Genomic DNA, 15,623 nt, shown 5'->3' on the forward strand with positions numbered 1-15,623 from the left:
GCGCCGCACCCGCCGCGCCGCCCTCATCCCCGTCCCCGGACAGGAGACCATGGAACACATGACGGACCTGGGTCTTCCCGCAACCATCCTGGCCTGCCTCTTCGACCTCGACGGCGTCGTCACCAGGACGGCGGCCGTGCACGCCGCCGCCTGGAAGGAGACCTTCGACGCCTTCCTGCGCGCCCATGACGGCGACGGCTTCCGCCCCTTCGACGCGCACACCGACTACGACCAGTACGTCGACGGCCTCCCGCGCGCCGACGGCGTCCGCTCCTTCCTCGCCTCCCGCGCCATCCAGCTGCCCGACGGCGCCCCCGGCGACCCACCCGACGCACAGACCGTCCACGGCATCGGCAACCGCAAGAACGAACTCGTGCTGGAGAAGATCCGCACCGGCGGCGTCGAGGCGTACGAGGGCACGATCCGCTATGCCGGGGCCGCCCGCGCCCAGGGCCTGCGCACCGCGCTCGTGTCCTCCAGCGCCAACGCCCGCGACGTGCTGCGCGCCATCGGCGCCGAAGCCCTCTTCGACGTACGGATCGACGGAGTGGTCGCCGCCGAACGCGCCCTGCCGGGCAAACCGAACCCCGACACCTTCCTGGCCGCCGCCGCCGACCTCGGCGTGGAGCCCGAGCAGGCCGCCGTCTTCGAGGACGCCCTCGCCGGAATGGACGCGGGCCGCTCCGGCCACTTCGGGTACGTCGTCGGCCTGGACCGGGTCGGACAGGCCGACGCGCTGTACGCGCACGGCGCGGACATCGTGGTGCGCGACCTCGCCGAACTGGGCGCCGGCACCACGCGCGAGGGGGAGCGGTCGTGATAGGCGACCGGTCGTACACCGTAGAGCCCTGGACCGTGCGCGAGACCGCCCTCGCGCTCGACCTGCTGGCGCAGAGCGAGTCCGTGTTCGCCCTGTCCAACGGCCATGTCGGCTGGCGCGGCAACCTCGACGAGGGCGAGCCGCACGGCCTGCCCGGCTCCTACCTCAACGGCGTCCACGAGGTGCACCCGCTGCCGTACGCCGAGGCCGGCTACGGCTACCCGGAGTCCGGCCAGACCGTCATCAACGTCACCAACGGCAAGCCCGTCCGGCTGCTCGTCGACGACGAACCGTTCGACCTGCGCTACGGCCGGCTCATCAGCCATGAACGCACCCTCGATCTGCGCCGGGGCGTCCTGGAACGGGTCTGCGAGTGGACCAGCCCCGCCGGTTCCACGGTCCGGGTCCGCTCGACCCGGCTGGTCTCCCTCACCCAGCGGGCCATCGCCGCCGTCGCCTACGAGGTCGAGCCCCTCGACAGCCGCACCCGGGTCGTCATCCAGTCCGATCTGGTCGCCAACGAGAGCCTGCCCGAGTCCGGCGGCGACCCGCGCGCCGCCCGCACCCTCAGGTCCCCGCTGGAGCAGGAGGACCACCACGCCGCCGGAACGCGCCTGCGGCTCGTGCACCGCACCCGCAACAGCGGCCTGCGGGTCGCGGTCGCCGCCGATCACGTCGTCACCGGCCCCGAGGGCACCCTCACCGGCTGCGAGAGCGGCACCGACGTGGCCCGGCTGACCGTCACCGCCGTCCTCGAACCCGGGCAGCGGCTGCGGCTGGAGAAGACCGTCGCCCACGGCTGGTCCGGCACCCGCTCCCGGCCCGCGATGAGCGGCCAGGTCGAGGCCGCCCTCGCCGCCGCCGCGCACAGCGGCTGGCACGGCCTGCTCGCCGAACAGCGCGCCTTCCTCGACGACTTCTGGGCCCGCGCCGACGTCGAGGTCGACGGCGACGAGGAGATCCAGCAGGCCGTACGCTTCGCCCTCTTCCACGTCCTCCAGGCGGGCGCCCGCGCCGAACAGCGCGCGATCCCCGCCAAGGGCCTGACCGGCTCCGGCTACGACGGCCACGCCTTCTGGGACACCGAGACCTTCGTCCTGCCGCTGCTCACCTACACCTCGCCCGGCGCCGTCGCCGAGGCGCTGCGCTGGCGCCAGAACACCCTCCCCGCCGCCCGCGAGCGCGCCGTCCAGCTCGGCCTGCGCGGCGCCGCCTTCCCCTGGCGGACCATCGAGGGCTCGGAGGGCTCCGCGTACTGGCCCGCGGGCACCGCCGCCTTCCATGTCAACGCGGACATCGCCGACGCCGTGACCCGCTATGTGGCGGCCACCGGGGACACCGGATTCGAGCGCGACACCGGCGTGGAACTCCTGGTGGAGACCGCCCGGCTGTGGCGCTCGCTCGGCCACCACGACGCCCACGGCGCCTTCCACATCGACGGCGTCACCGGCCCCGACGAGTACAGCGCGGTCGCCGACGACAACACGTACACCAACCTCATGGCCCGCGCGAACCTGCGCGCCGCCGCCGACGTCGTGGAGCGCCACCACGAGCAGGCCCGCGCGCTCGGCGTCGACGCGGAGGAGTCCGCCGCCTGGCGGGACGCGGCCGAGGCCGTGCACATCCCCTACAACCACGCCCTCGGTGTGCACGAGCAGCACGCCGGTTTCACCCGCTACCAGCGCTGGGACTTCGACGCCACCCGCCCCGACCAGTACCCGCTGCTGCTGAACTTCCCGTACTTCGACCTCTACCGCAAACAGGTCGTCAAACAGGCCGACCTGGTCCTCGCCCTGTACACCTGCGACGACTACTTCGACGAGGAGCACATCGCCCGCGACTTCGCCTACTACGAGCCGCTGACCGTCCGCGACTCCTCGCTGTCCGCCTGCTGCCAGGCCGTCATCGCCGCCCGCGCGGGCCATCTCCAGCTCGCCTACGCCTACACCGCCGAGGCCGCGCTGATGGACCTGCACGACCTGGAGCACAACACCCGCGACGGACTGCACATCGCGTCCCTCGCCGGTACGTGGATGGCGCTGGTCGCCGGGTTCGGCGGGCTGCGCGCCGACCGCTCCGGCACCATGCGGTTCGCGCCCCGGCTGCCGGAGCGGTTCAGCCGGCTCGCCTTCAGCCTCCAGGTCCTCGGCCGCACCCTGCGGGTGGAGATCACCCACGAGAAGGCGACCTACGCCCTGCTGTCCGGGCAGCCGCTGCGGATCTCCCACCACGGCGAGGCGTTCCTGGTCAGCGCCGACGGCCCGGCCGTCCGCCCGCTCCCGTCCGCCCCGGACCACCCGGCCCCGGCCCAGCCCCGCCACCGCGCCCCGAACCCCCGCTGACCCGGCAGCGAACCTGTCCCTGGTCCGAGGAGTGAGCGAGGTGAGGCGGTTGGCCGTACCGGGATCTGCGCGAGCCGCCGGGGTGGGTTAGTTTTTGCTTGTTTTCCCGGATTTCCGCCGCCTGACGGGGTATCCGGGCCCCGGCGAGCAGGGTGGAGGCGAGGCGACGATGGCCGACCCCACCACCACTCGCGCCGCGCCCTTACGTCCGGCGCGGCCGGGCCCGATCGCACCGGTGGCGTCCGCCGCCGGGACCCGGCCCGGAGGGTCGGCACCGCGGGCCGACGGGTCACCGGCGGGCCGCTCGGTGCCGGTGCTCGGAGAGCCGCTGCCGGGTGACTCGGCGCCGGTGTTCGAAGCGCCGCTGCCGGGCGGCTCGGTGCCGTCGGCCGGAGGGCCTGAGGCGCGTGGCTCCTTGCCGGTGGCCCGACGGCCGGAGGCACGCGGCCCGGCGTGGTTGCTCGGTCCGGAGTGGTTGCTCGGTCCGGCGCGGTCGGTCGGTCTGACGCGGTTGGCCGGCGTGGCGCCAGGGCCCCAGGTGGCCCCTGCGGTCGGTGTGGCGCCAAGGCCCTACCTGGCGCCAGCGGTCGGTTCGGCGCCAGCGGTCGGTCCGGCCCCAGCGGTCGGCGTGGCGCCAGCTGTTGGTCCGGCGCCAGCGGTCGGCGCGGCCCCAGCGGTCGACATGGCCCTAGCCGTCGGTCCGGCCCCTGCGGTCGGCGTGGTCCCAGCGGTCGACATGGCGCCAGCCGTCGCCGCGACCAGATTGATCTGCACAGCCCCAGCCGTCGCCGCAGCCCCAGTGATCCGCGCAGCGCCAGCGATCCGCGCCCCCCACTCCACCCGAGCCACCCGATGACCCCCGAGCCCGGCGTCGCCTCCCCCCGCACCCGGCGTCGCCTGCGCCGCACCCGGCGTCGCCTGCGCTGGCACAGCGGGCTCAGTCTTGTCGTGGTCGGCGTGGCGGTGTGGGTGGCCTGGCGGCACTGGCCGACGCTGGAGCGCGGGGCGGTCCGGCTCGCGGTCGCCGACCAGGGCTGGCTGCTGGTCGGGGCGAGTGCCACCGTGGCGACCTGGATGTGCTCGGCGCTCGCCCAGCAGGGCGCGGTGCCGCAGAGCCTGCCCACGGGGCGGCTGGTGGCCACCCAGTTCGCCGCCTCGGCCGCGGGCCATGTGCTGCCCGCCGGGCTCGGCGCGGGCGCGGTGAACCTGCGCTTCCTGATGCGCTGCGGCCTGCCCGTCACCCGCTCGGCGACCGCCCTGGCCGTCAAGGCGACGGCGGGTGGTGTGGGACGAGGCGCGCTGATCGCCGTACTCGCCCCCGTGTGTCCCGGCATGCTGCGGCTGCCGCACCTCCCCCGCGTGGCCGTCGCGGCGGTGCTCGGGGTGGCGGCGCTGGTGGCGGCCGTGCCGTTCACCCCGCTGTGGGCGCGCTGCCGCCGGGTGCTCGCGGCGGTCGCCGCCGACATCCGGGCCGTGCACGCCAGGCCGCAGCGGGCGGCGGCGCTGTGGGGCGGCTCGCTGGCCTTCGTGGCGCTGCACGCGCTGGTGCTGATCGCCGTCACGCGGGCCGTCGAACTGCCGCTGCCCCCGGAGCGGGTGGCGCTGCTCTACCTCGCCGCCAGCTCCGCCGCCGCGCTGCTGCCGACCCCCGGGGGCCTGGGCTCGCTGGACGCGGCGCTGATCTTCGCCCTCACGCTGGCCGGGGCGCCGGGCGCGCTCGCCGCGTCGGCGGTCCTGGGCTACCGGCTGCTGACAGTGTGGCTGCCGCTGATCCCGGGCCTGGTGACGCTGGGGGTGCTGGTCCGGCGCAAGGCACTGTGAGAGCCGGGGTACGGCCCGGCGGGTTTCCTGTCCGCCCTCGTCTGGTAGGAGTCGACTGTCGTCCGTACTCGGAGGGGGAGTCAGATGAGGCCGATGGACCGCGAGGGCCGGCTCGGGGACGCGTTCTTCACCCCGGGGTCGTCGTCGTTCACCGCGTTCCTGGCCGCGCACCGGCCCGCACTGCTGCCGACCCGCCCGCCCTTCCCCGACGGCGTCCGCGCCGCGCCCGGTACCTTCCCGCACGGCACGACCGTACTGGCGCTCGCCTACGCCGACGGCGTGCTGGTCGCCGGTGACCGCCGGGCCACCATGGGCCATGTCATCGCCCAGCGCGACCTGGAGAAGGTGCACCCGGCCGACGACCACACGGCGATCGCCTTCGCCGGAACCGTCGGGCTCGCCGCCGACATGGTGAAGCTGTACCAGGTCGAGCTGGCCCACTTCGAGAAGGTCGAGGGCCTCCCGATGACCCTGGACGCCAAGGCGACCCGGCTGTCCGGCCTGCTCCGGCAGAACCTGGCCCAGGCCATGCAGGGCCTCGCCGTGGTCCCGCTGCTCGCGGGCTACGACGTCCGGGCACCGGCCGCGCGGCGGGGCCGGATCTTCGGTTTCGACGTCGCCGGGGGCGTCTACGAGAAGACGGACTTCTACGCCGAGGGCTCCGGGTCGCCCTATGCGCGCGGCGCGCTGAAGAAGCTGTTCCGGCCCGGACTGTCCCGGCGTGAGGCGGTGCTGGCCGCGCTGCACGCCCTGTTCGACGCGGCGGACGACGACTCGGCGACCGGCGGCCCGGACCTCCACCGCCGTATCTACCCGGTCGTCTCCCTGATCACCGAGGACGGCTTCGAACGGCTCCCGCAGGACGAGACGGCCGAGCTGAGCCGTGCGATGGTCGACCAGCGCCACCGCCACCCGGACGGCCCGACCGCCCACCCCTAGCCCCGCCGTCACAGGCGCAGATGGTTGCGCCACTTCACGATCTCGGCGGGCGGGTCGCCCGTGTACGACCAGGGGGTACGGGTCGCCCGGCGCCCCATCATGCGCAGCAGGGCCACCGCGATCTCCGGCGTACCGGCGTGGCAGGCCGCGTGGGCGAGGTAGTTGAGGTCGCGCAGTTCGCTGGGGGCGACGGTGTTCTCGGTGCGGCCCAGGATCCAGCGCTGCCAGGTGCGGCGTACGTCGCTGACCGCGCCGTCGTGGTCCCAGTGCTGGGCGAGTCCGATCGCCGAGTGCTGCCCCTGCGCGGCGTCCAGGGCGGAGCGGTACTCCTCGACGCGGGCGTACTGGATCAGGACCGGGAGCGCGCAGCCCGGCGGGGCCACGCCTGCCGCGTCACGGGCGAAGTCGTACATCAGTCCATGGGTGCCGTGCCAGCGGGACGAGTAGTAGTGCAGCACCTGGAGATGCCCCTCGACGCTGTACGGGTCGCGGCGGTGCAACTCGTCCCACCAGCGGGCCAGTTCCCGGCGGCGCACCCCGCTGGGGTAGAGCCGGGCCACCGAGATCAGGGAGATCCAGGGGGTGGGGTCCTCGGGGTAGGCGTCCGCCGCCGACAGACTGGCCAGCACCGCCGCGTCGATCCTGGCCCGGTCGATCGGCACGCCCCGGCCCGCCGCGATGGCCAGCTCGAAGGCGCGGGCCGTGTCCGTCGCCGCGTGCAGCACCAGCGCGTCGGCGGAGCGGGGCTCGGCGGCCAGCCAGGTCTCGACCGTGGAACTGCCGGTGCAGGCCTGCGCGAGCAGCCGTACCCGGTGGCCGCGCACGGCCCAGTCGGGGCCGGTCTCGCGCAGCAGTTCGCGCAGCCCCTGCCAGCGTCCGATGACGATGTCATGGCGGGCCGCGGTGAGTTCGGCGTCCCCGCAGTCGGGGTCGAAGCCGGGCGTGAAGCGGTCTCGTGCCATCGGGATCTCGCTCAGAAGTCGGTGGGGAGACCCTCATGGACACGGGAGGAGGCGGCCGTGCGGCTGTCGGGGACGCGGTAGTCGGTCTCGACGGCCCGGGTGGCGTCGAGGGCGGCCGGCCGGTAGTAGTCGCTGCCCCGCCTCCAGTACCAGAGCATCGGCACCAGGCCGACCGCCAGTCCGCCGATGCCGATCCCGATCGCCGGGCCGCTCAGCTCACCGAGCGACTCGAAGAAGATCCAGAACATGAACAGCGAACCGAACAGCGGCCACACCCCGCCCAGCACGAACCGCCGCCAGGACCTGAACAGCGTCTTGCGGTAGGCGACGACCGCGGCGAGGCCCGCGAGCCCGTAGTAGAGGGCGATCTGGAGACCCATCGCCGAGATCGCGTACCCGAGGATCTCGCCGACCGAGCCCAGTGCGTTGGACGCGATGAACAGCGCCAGCGCCACCGCGCCGACCACCACGATCGCCACCCACGGCGTGTTCCAGCGCCGGTGCACCCGCCCCAGCGCGGCCGGCATCGTACGGTCCCGGCCCATCGCGAACAGTGAGCGCGTCACCTGGATGAGCGTGGTCTCCAGGGTGGCGATGGTGGACAGCATCACCGCGACGATCAGCAGCTTCCCACCCGGCCCCGGCCAGATCTCGGCACCCAGGACGCCCAGGACATTGGCCCCGTTCTCGGCGATCTGCCGGTCGGTCAGCACGATGTTCACCGTGATGGTGAACGCCTCGAACAGCAGGAACACCACGCCCAGACCGATGATCCCGGCCAGCCCGGTGGTGCGGCGGCTGTCGCGGGTCTCCTCGCTGAGATTGCTGGTGACGTCCCAGCCCCAGTAGTAGAACGCCGCCACCAGCGCGCCCGCCGCGAACCCGGCCGTCCCGTCGAAGTGCCCGAAACCCAGCCAGGACCAGTCGAAGGGCCGGGCGTCGTCGGTGTGGAAGAGCGCCAGCACCAGGAACAGCGCCAGGATGACCAGCTCCACCCCGGACATCAGCAGCTGCGCCCGTACGGTCAGCCGGGCGCCGCCCAGCACCACCAGCAGCATGGCGAGGAACCAGCCCGCGCCGACCGCCGTGGCCAGCGCGGTGTTCTCGGCGAGGGACTCGTCGAACAGCGCGAGCGTCATCGCCCCGGCGGGCAGCGAACCGGCCACCATGAAGAGGGTCGCCGACACCACCAGCGCCCAGCCGCTGATGAAGCCCAGGAACGGATGGAGCGTACGGCCCACCCAGGAGTAGCTCGCGCCCGCGTTGACGTCGATCCTGCTGAGGTGACTGAAGGCGAGCGCGATGCCCAGCATCGGGATCGCGCAGTACAGCAACGTGGCCGGGCCGGCGAGTCCGACCGCTCCGACCAGCACCGCCGTGGTCGCGGCCAGGGAGTACGCCGGTGCGCTGCCGGCGATGGCCATCACCACGGTGTCGAACAGGCCGAGGGCGCCGGGCTGCAACCCTCTGCCGCTGCTGTTGCTCATGAAGCGCTGCTTTCCGACTTGCACGACGCAAGGGCGACCAGGCCCCGACGGCGTAGGGGGGTGGGGGGTGAACCCGCCGTCAACCGGGGAGGGTTGGCCTCTGGGGTCGGGGCGGCGAAGGGCGTGGCGGGGGTGTGTCCTGCCGCCGTGTGGACAGCCGGTCACGCCGTGTGTCCGAGTGATGATAGCCCCAGGCGCCGGGCTTTCGAGCGGGATGTACTGGTAATGTGCGTCGGTCCGGTACGCCCCTTGCGGAGGGTTGAATTCCGGTGCCCGGTGGGGGTGTTGGCCCCCGCTCGGGCCCGTTGGGGCCACCGGCCGATCCGGCTCACGCCAGGTGCCGGGGGCGGCCGGTTCAGTCGGCTATGCGGTCGAGCTGGCGGAGTTTGTTCGTGGCGTCCAGGGCGGCCACCTTGTAGGACTCGGCGAGCGTCGGGTAGTTGAAGACGGCGTCCACCAGATAGTCGACGGTGCCGCCGCACCCCATCACCGACTGGCCGATATGGATCAGCTCGGTCGCGCCCGACCCGAAGCAGTGCACCCCGAGCAGGGTGCGGTCCTGCGGCGACACCAGCAGCTTCAGCACGCCGTGCGAGTCCCCGATGATCTGCCCGCGCGCCAGCTCCCGGTAGCGCGAGACCCCCACCTCGAACGGCACGGAGTCCTCCGTCAGCTGGTCCTCGGTCCGGCCGACGAAACTGATCTCCGGGATGGTGTAGATCCCGATCGGCTGAAGCTCCAGCATCCGCCTGACCGGCTCCCCGAACGCGTGGTACGCCGCCGCCCGCCCCTGCTCCATCGAGGTCGCCGCCAGCGCCGGGAAACCGATGACATCGCCGACGGCGTAGATGTGCGGCACCTCGGTGCGGTAGTGCTCGTCCACCGTGATCCGGCCGCGCCGGTCCGCCGCGAGGCCCGCCTTGTCGAGCGCGAGGTCGTCGGTCATGCCCTGCCGTCCGGCGGAGTACATCACCGCGTCCGCCGGAATCTTCTTGCCGCTCTCCAGCACGGTCAGCGTGCCGCGCGGATGCCGCTCGACGGCCGCCACGGTCTCCCCGAACCGGAAGGTCACGGCGAGATCCCGCAGGTGGTACTTGAGCGACTCCACGACCTCGACATCACACATGTCGAGCATCCCGGCCCGCCGCTCCACCACCGTGATCTTGCTGCCGAGCGCGGCGAACATACTGGCGTATTCCATCCCGATTACACCCGCACCCACGATCACCATGGACCGTGGCACCCGCTCCAGGGCCAGCACATTGTCGGAGTCCATGATCGTACGGCCGTCGAACTCGACGCTGTCCGGGCGCGCGGGCCGGGTGCCGGTCGCGATGACGATGTGTTCGGCGCTCAGCAGCCGCTCGTGCCCGTTGACCTCGCGCAGCGCGACGGTGTGCGGGTCGACGAACCGTCCCGTACCGGCGTACAGGGCGACGTGGTTGCGGGCGAGCTGGCTGCGGATGACGTCCACCTCGCGGCTGACGACGTGCTGGGTGCGGGCGGTGAGATCGGCGACGGTGATGTCGTCCTTCACCCGGTAGCTCTGCCCGTACAGATCGCGCTGGGTGAGTCCGGTGAGGTAGAGCACCGCCTCGCGCAGGGTCTTGGAGGGGATGGTGCCGGTGTGGATGGAGACGCCGCCGACCATGTCGGGGAGATCGACCACGGCCACCCGGCGGCCTAGTTTGGCGGCGGCGATGGCGGCCTTCTGACCGCCGGGACCTGAACCGATGACAAGCATGTCGAAGTCGGGCACCCTCCGGAGTCTGTCAGCACGGACGGGTGACGGGAAGGGCGGGCCGGGGACGAGGGGGTTATGGCGAGGGGTTGTGGCGAGGGGGCTGTGGTGAGGGGGCCGGGCGCGGAGGGTCTCTGTGCCGGGACGTCTGTGCCGGGACGTCTGTGCCGGGCCCGCGCGGTGGCCGGGGGTTCTGCCGCTGGGCGGGCCGTGAGCGGAACCCGCGTATTCGACCCGCTTGCCCGGAATGGGAGCATGATCGTGCCGTGCGCCGACGACACGGGCGCCGGATCTCACCGAGAGGCGGCCTGCCAAGGCGTGCGGCGCATCACCTGTCCCGACAGCCGGGCGGGCACCTCGCCCCGCCCCCTCCGCACCGGAAGAGACGTCATGCACCCAGCCGTCAAGGCCCTCACCATCGCCACGCCCATGAGCCTCCTGGCGCTCACCGCGACCACCGTCGTCGCCGGGATGCAGCCGACGGTGATTCCGGTGATGTGGGCGGCCTGGGCCCTGCTCGCGGTCACCACCCTCACCGTCGCCCTCGCGGACCGGCGCCGGCGGGCCTGACCCACCGAGGCGATCGCGACCCCGTGAACCGCCTCGCCACTGGTGAGCGGGGTCAGGGCAGCAGTTTGTCCAGCGCGGCGGTGCCCTCCAGGGCGAGCTTGCGCTCGGCCCACTCCAGGGTGTGCGGGGTGACGTCCTTGCCGGAGGCCAGGACCAGGTCCTCCGGGGAGACATCGGTGCCGGTACGGGCGTGCAGCAGGCGGTCGGGGGTGGCGCGGTCCTGCGGGGGCCGGGACGCTTCGGGCTCGGGTGCGGACATGATGACTGTTCCTCCGGTCCAGGGGGGACGCGGACCCGGGGCCGACGGGGTGTGGACCCGGGGCGGACGGGACGCGCGCCGGGAGCGGACGGTGGGTGCGATTCGGAAATCCGGTGCACTATCACCATTCAACGCCCCGGGCCGGCGTGCATCCCGGGAGACGGTTTCCCGGGGAAACCGGGGAAACCGGGGGGACGGGGGCGGCGTCGGTGTCCTTCGTCGGTCGTCGGTGTCGAAATACGGTGGCCGGGTGTGCGAGCCGCTCGCTATCTTGTGCGGGCACGCCGACGACCGACGAAGGAGGTGAGTGCCGTGCCGTTCTCCCGACCACAGCGCTCCCGCCCCGTTGCCACGGCGGCCGACATCTGATCCGGATGATCCGGACCGGGAGCGCGCATCGCAGCACAGCCCTCCCGGAGGATCTTCATGACCGATCCGGTCATCCGTACGCTCGACGCCCGGCACACCTCTCTCTTCGACGCCCTGCCCGACCCGCTCGGCGCCGCCGACACCCACCGCCGCACCGTGCACCGCCCGGAATGGAAGCGGGTCGCCCTGCGCGACGGCCGGGTGGTTGCCCGGGGCGCCTGGTGGGGCGGCCCCGAGGACACCGAGCCGGTCAATGTGAACTGGTTCGATGTCGCCGAGGGCGAGGCCGCGGCCGGCGCCGAGCTGCTGCGCACCGCGCCCTGGCAGGTCGAGCTGGAACTGACCCTGCCCAGCGGCTGGCGTACCGACCCGGCCCTGCACGCGGCGGCCCAGGTCCGCTTCGATGCCGCCCGGGCCGCGGGGTACGCGTTCCTGGCCGACCGCCATCTCTACCGCTGGACCCCGGACCACGGCCTGCCCGAGCGCCCCGGCCGGCTGGTCTTCCGCCCCGAACCCGATGACACCGTCTTCCTCGACGCCCTGCGCCGCATCCACACGGGCACGCTGGACGCCCATGCCCGGCGGATCATCGAGGAGGACGGCGGGGTCGCCCGGGCCGCTCAGGAGGAACTCGACTTCTTCCACTGGCTGCCGTCCCCGCGCGCGTGGTGGCAGGTCGCCCACACCCGCGAGGGCGAACCGGTCGGCATCCACATCCCGGGCCACAATCCCTCCGGGCCCTGCGTCGGTTTCATCGGCGTACTGCCCGAGCGGCGCGGCCACGGCTACGCCTACGACCTGCTCGCCGAGTGCACGCACTTCCTCGCCGAACGCGGCGCCGAGTTCATCGCGGCGGCCACGGACCGGGGGAACCGCCCCATGGCCGCGAACTTCCGCAGGGCCGGCTACCCGGTGACCAAGGAACGCGTGAACTACGCGCCGCCCAGGGAAGCCTGACCCGGACGGCAGGCCCGGACCGCGTTGTCAGTGCCGGGTGCCATGCTGGGCGAACAGGATCAGCGGAGTGAAGGGGAGGCCGGCGTGGGGTTCCTGGGCGAGGTCTGGCGGGTGCGCTGCGGCGCGGGCGACATCGGGGAGATCCTCATCCAGGACGCCGACTTCCCCTGGCTGTCGGGCAGCTTCACCCCGGGCCCGGCGTACGAGGACGTGCGCGAGCTGTTCGCCCGGGAGCTGGCGCTGACCCGACGGGACGACGACGCGAAGTGGGCGGCCTGGGAGACGGCGTACGACGAGATCACCCGCCGGGTGACGTTGTCCTCGCCGGACGGACCGGTCCCGGAGTTTCTGCTGCACATCGAGGGGGAGCGGGCGTGGTTCCGCTGGAGCGACGAGCCGTTCGAGGGGGAGCCCGTGGAGGAGGTCGAGGTGGTCGACGTGGTGGGGGATGTTGCGGCGGGGGATGTGGGGAGCGGGGGTGCGGGGGTTGGCGTGGGTGGTGCCGTGGAGAAGGAGGGCGGTGCGGCGCGAAGGGGTGGTGCTGTCGAAGCCGCCGACACCAGCACCCCGGGCGGCAGACCCGCCCCGGACGCCGCTCTCGACGCCGCCCGCGCTCCCGGCGACCGCTGAACCCCCGGCGAACGCTGCCCGGGGGAACTACTGCTGACCGGCGACCACCGCCCTATCCCGGAAACGCCCCCCGGCGACCACCGCCCCTCCCGCCCCCCGGCTACCCCACCGGCTCGCCCAGCAGCCCCTCCGCCTCCGCCAGGATCTCCGTAACCCGCACACCGAACGCGGCGTCGCAGGGATGCGGGCGTCCGCTCCCGGCGGCCAGGATCAGGGCGTCGGCGGCCCGGAGCAGGGGTGGGACCGCGCCCTCGGAGCCGGTGGGGAGCCGGGCCACCCCGGCCGCGCCCCGCATTCCACTTCGGTGCCCCCGGCGGCGGGCGGTGCCGTGAGGCTCAGCGTGAGGGTGCTCGACGCGCCGCCCGCGTGGTCGAGGACGAGGTGCACGGTGTCACCGGGGCCGTGCGCGGCGGCGGCCACCCGCAGGGCGTCGCCGAGCACCGGCAGCAGCACGGACAGGGCGTGCGGTCCCACGTCCCACAGGGCGCCCTTCTCCCGCCGCCACGCCGACGCGGCGAACGGGCTGTCGCCGGAGGTGAACACGGACCCGAGCCACTGGGCCCGCGCGGTGAACCAGCCCTCCGTGGCGGCCTGTTCGGCGATCCACGCCTCGGTCTCGGTCTGGAACCGCGCCGTGAAGAAGATCACGGACGCCACCCGGGCCTCGCGCGCCGCCTCCGCCACCGCCCGCGCCTCGGCCACGGTCGCCGCGAGCGGCTTGTCCAGCAGCAGATGACGGCCCGCCCGCGCGGCCCGCACCGCCAGCTCGGCCTGCACCCCGGGCGGCAGGGCCACGGCGACGGCGTCCACGTCGGCGAGGAGCGTGTCCACCTCGTCGTAGGCCCGTACCCCGTGCCGGCCGGCCAGTTCCTTCGTGGCGTCCGGGCGCCTGCCCCATACGCCGACGAAGTCCAGCCCGCGGTGCTCGTCGAGCGCGGGCGCGTGGGCCAGCTGGGCCCACGGGCCGGTTCCGAGCAGTCCGATGCGCATACTGCCGCCTCTCCTGTGCCGATGTGCCGGGCCCCGAACGGCCGGGTCCGCGGCCAGGGGGAGCGTGTCACACGGACGGCCGATCTGCGCAGCCCGATTCCGTTTCTCAGCGGCGGCGGCCGAGGCGGTATTCGGCCAATGAGGCGGCACACACCCCGCGGGACGAATGCTTCGCCACCATCCGGGCATACGCAGCACAAACCTGCGAGACCCGAGATTTTTTCCGAGAGATCCAAGAGATCTCAGAAGAGATTCAGGAAATCCGACGGACCAGACAGTCCCGACAGACCAGACAGCCTCGACAGAACCAGACAGAATTGACTGATCAGATACACCCAACAGGCCCGGGAGATTCAAGAGATCTCAGGGTTCGAGAGAGAGGACGTCTCGTGACGGTGCCGGATCCGAAGGCCGTCAGAGAGCTGCTGACCCGCTATGCGGCGCTGCGCATCGCCCAGTCGGAGCGGGAACGACTCGCCGTGACCCGGGAGTTGACGGACGTGAGCCGACTGCTGTGCGAACTGATGGACACCTCCGAGGTGCCGGAGGCCATCGCCAGGGCGGATGTGCTGCTGTCGGCGGTGCCGGGCGCACGCCGGGCCCCCGCGGGGGGCGACGCCGTACCGATCGCCGTATGACGGCAGGCAAGAAGACAGGCAAGAAGGCACACAGGAAGGCATGACGGAAGATCATGGGGCCGGGGCCGACGGCAGGACAGGGCCGTCGGCCGCCCGGCGGGTGGTGGGATCAGCGCACCCGGGTGTCCGCACCCCGCACCTGCTGCGGGAAGCGCGCCGGACGCGCCAGCCATTCGGCGATGGTGCGGGCGATGGGCTGTCCCGTGTCCACCTCCACGAAGCCGAACTGCCCGGATTGATTGCACTCCAGGAACCACCAGGTGCCGTCCCCGTCCTCCGCGAAATCGAAGGCGCCGTACGACAGTTCCGCCTCCCTCAGATACGCGCGGACGCCGTCGGCGATGCGCGGTGGCACCCGGGTCTCCTGCCAGGGCCCGGTGGACGGGGCGAACCGGACGTCGACGTCGTCCGGGTCGGCGTCGGGCGCGGTGGGATTGCGGGCCGCCAGCATCCGCTCGCCCACCACGGTCAGCCGGATGTCCGCCCGCTTGGTGACCCGCCGTTGCAGCAGGGTCGGCCCGTAGGCCACGGCGGCGAAGTCGGTGCCGGGCGCCACCCGGCTGGTCGGCACCGCGCGCGGCGGCTCCTGCGGATGGGCGCCCGAGACCGGTTTGACCACCAGATCCGGGAACCGGTCCGCGAAATCGCGGGCGGCCTGCGGGAACGTGGTGATCAGGGTGGCGGGCACGGGCAGCCCGGTGCGCTGGGCGAGCCGCAGCTGCCACGGCTTGTGCCGGGCCCGGCGGGCCGCGTCCGGATGGTTCATCCAGCGCGCGTCCAGCGAGCGCAGCATGCCGTACAGCGCCTGCGCGGACTCCTCGGTCAGCCACTCGGAGGGCTCGGGCACCCGGGTGGCCGGGGTGCCCGGCCTGCGTACCCAGATGGATCTGAGCCCGTCCATGCTCACCAGCCGTCCCGCGGACCACACGTGCCCGCGGAAGGCGCCGTGCACATATTCGCCCGAGAGGGCCACCCCGCCGGTCAGGTCGGCGGGGTCGATGCGCACCACGGGCACCCCCGAGGCGTTGAGATGGACGACCACCATGTCGGCCGTCACATCCTGCTCGGAGGTCAGGATCAGCACGGTCATCTGTCTAG

12 protein-coding genes and 2 pseudogenes are annotated in these 15,623 nt (G+C 73.0%); 8 read left to right on the plus strand and 6 right to left on the minus strand.

Going from position 1 to position 15,623, the window contains the following annotated elements; genetic code table 11:
* Window positions 1-58 precede the first annotated feature (58 nt).
* The 4 genes from ACFRFC_RS18275 to prcB all read left to right on the plus strand — a co-directional run bounded on the left by ACFRFC_RS18275 (window position 59) and on the right by prcB (window position 5,922).
* A complete protein-coding gene (locus ACFRFC_RS18275; RefSeq protein WP_382692993.1) occupies window positions 59-820 on the plus strand; it encodes a beta-phosphoglucomutase family hydrolase in 762 nt (253 codons plus the stop codon).
* Window positions 817-3,162 carry a glycoside hydrolase family 65 protein gene (locus tag ACFRFC_RS18280; RefSeq protein ID WP_382692995.1) on the plus strand — a complete coding sequence of 782 codons (2,346 nt, stop codon included), beginning with the start codon at window positions 817-819 and terminating at the stop codon, window positions 3,160-3,162. The genes ACFRFC_RS18275 and ACFRFC_RS18280 overlap by 4 nt, the downstream gene beginning before the upstream one ends.
* 852 nt (window positions 3,163-4,014) lie before the next feature.
* Window positions 4,015-4,983, plus strand: coding sequence for a YbhN family protein (locus ACFRFC_RS18285; protein WP_382692997.1), 969 nt, complete (start codon window positions 4,015-4,017; stop codon window positions 4,981-4,983).
* A gap of 84 nt (window positions 4,984-5,067) precedes the next feature.
* Window positions 5,068-5,922 (plus strand): proteasome subunit beta, encoded by an 855-nt coding sequence (prcB, locus tag ACFRFC_RS18290; RefSeq protein WP_382692999.1) that lies wholly within the window; start codon window positions 5,068-5,070, stop codon window positions 5,920-5,922.
* A gap of 8 nt (window positions 5,923-5,930) precedes the next feature.
* Here the strand turns inward: prcB and ACFRFC_RS18295 are convergent, their stop codons facing one another.
* The 3 genes from ACFRFC_RS18295 to sthA form a co-directional block, all read right to left on the minus strand.
* Window positions 5,931-6,884, minus strand: a complete 954-nt coding sequence (locus ACFRFC_RS18295; protein ID WP_382693000.1) for a hypothetical protein — start codon at window positions 6,882-6,884, stop codon at window positions 5,931-5,933.
* A gap of 11 nt (window positions 6,885-6,895) precedes the next feature.
* Window positions 6,896-8,371, minus strand: coding sequence for an APC family permease (locus tag ACFRFC_RS18300; RefSeq protein ID WP_382693001.1), 1,476 nt, complete (start codon window positions 8,369-8,371; stop codon window positions 6,896-6,898).
* Between the two features lie 355 nt (window positions 8,372-8,726).
* The gene (sthA, locus tag ACFRFC_RS18305) at window positions 8,727-10,130 is read right to left on the minus strand and encodes a Si-specific NAD(P)(+) transhydrogenase (protein ID WP_382693003.1); all 1,404 of its coding nucleotides are present in this window, start codon (window positions 10,128-10,130) and stop codon (window positions 8,727-8,729) included.
* Between the two features lie 372 nt (window positions 10,131-10,502).
* On the opposite strand from sthA, the gene ACFRFC_RS18310 reads away from it, so the two are divergent.
* On the plus strand, window positions 10,503-10,682 hold the full coding sequence (locus ACFRFC_RS18310; RefSeq protein WP_382693005.1) for a hypothetical protein: 180 nt from the start codon (window positions 10,503-10,505) through the stop codon (window positions 10,680-10,682).
* Window positions 10,683-10,734: 52 nt separating this feature from the next.
* Here ACFRFC_RS18310 and ACFRFC_RS18315 read toward each other — a convergent pair whose 3' ends face one another.
* The gene (locus ACFRFC_RS18315; RefSeq protein ID WP_382693007.1) at window positions 10,735-10,941 is read right to left on the minus strand and encodes a hypothetical protein; all 207 of its coding nucleotides are present in this window, start codon (window positions 10,939-10,941) and stop codon (window positions 10,735-10,737) included.
* A 426-nt stretch (window positions 10,942-11,367) separates the two neighbouring features.
* Here ACFRFC_RS18315 and ACFRFC_RS18320 point away from each other — a divergent pair, with 426 nt between their 5' ends.
* A complete protein-coding gene (locus ACFRFC_RS18320) occupies window positions 11,368-12,267 on the plus strand; it encodes a GNAT family N-acetyltransferase (protein ID WP_382693008.1) in 900 nt (299 codons plus the stop codon).
* Window positions 12,268-12,351: 84 nt separating this feature from the next.
* Window positions 12,352-12,672, plus strand: a pseudogene (locus ACFRFC_RS18325) (hypothetical protein); the annotation flags it as partial.
* A 325-nt stretch (window positions 12,673-12,997) separates the two neighbouring features.
* Here ACFRFC_RS18325 and ACFRFC_RS18330 read toward each other — a convergent pair.
* Window positions 12,998-13,887, minus strand: a pseudogene (locus ACFRFC_RS18330) (Gfo/Idh/MocA family protein).
* A gap of 389 nt (window positions 13,888-14,276) precedes the next feature.
* Here ACFRFC_RS18330 and ACFRFC_RS18335 point away from each other — a divergent pair.
* Window positions 14,277-14,525, plus strand: coding sequence for a DUF5133 domain-containing protein (locus ACFRFC_RS18335; protein WP_382687969.1), 249 nt, complete (start codon window positions 14,277-14,279; stop codon window positions 14,523-14,525).
* Window positions 14,526-14,634: 109 nt separating this feature from the next.
* On the opposite strand, the gene tgmB is transcribed toward ACFRFC_RS18335, so the two are convergent.
* A complete protein-coding gene (tgmB, locus tag ACFRFC_RS18340) occupies window positions 14,635-15,615 on the minus strand; it encodes an ATP-grasp ribosomal peptide maturase (RefSeq protein WP_382687971.1) in 981 nt (326 codons plus the stop codon).
* Window positions 15,616-15,623: the final 8 nt, after the last annotated feature.

Source organism: Streptomyces sp. NPDC056734, assembly GCF_042790455.1.
Taxonomy (GTDB): Bacteria; Actinomycetota; Actinomycetes; order Streptomycetales; family Streptomycetaceae; genus Streptomyces.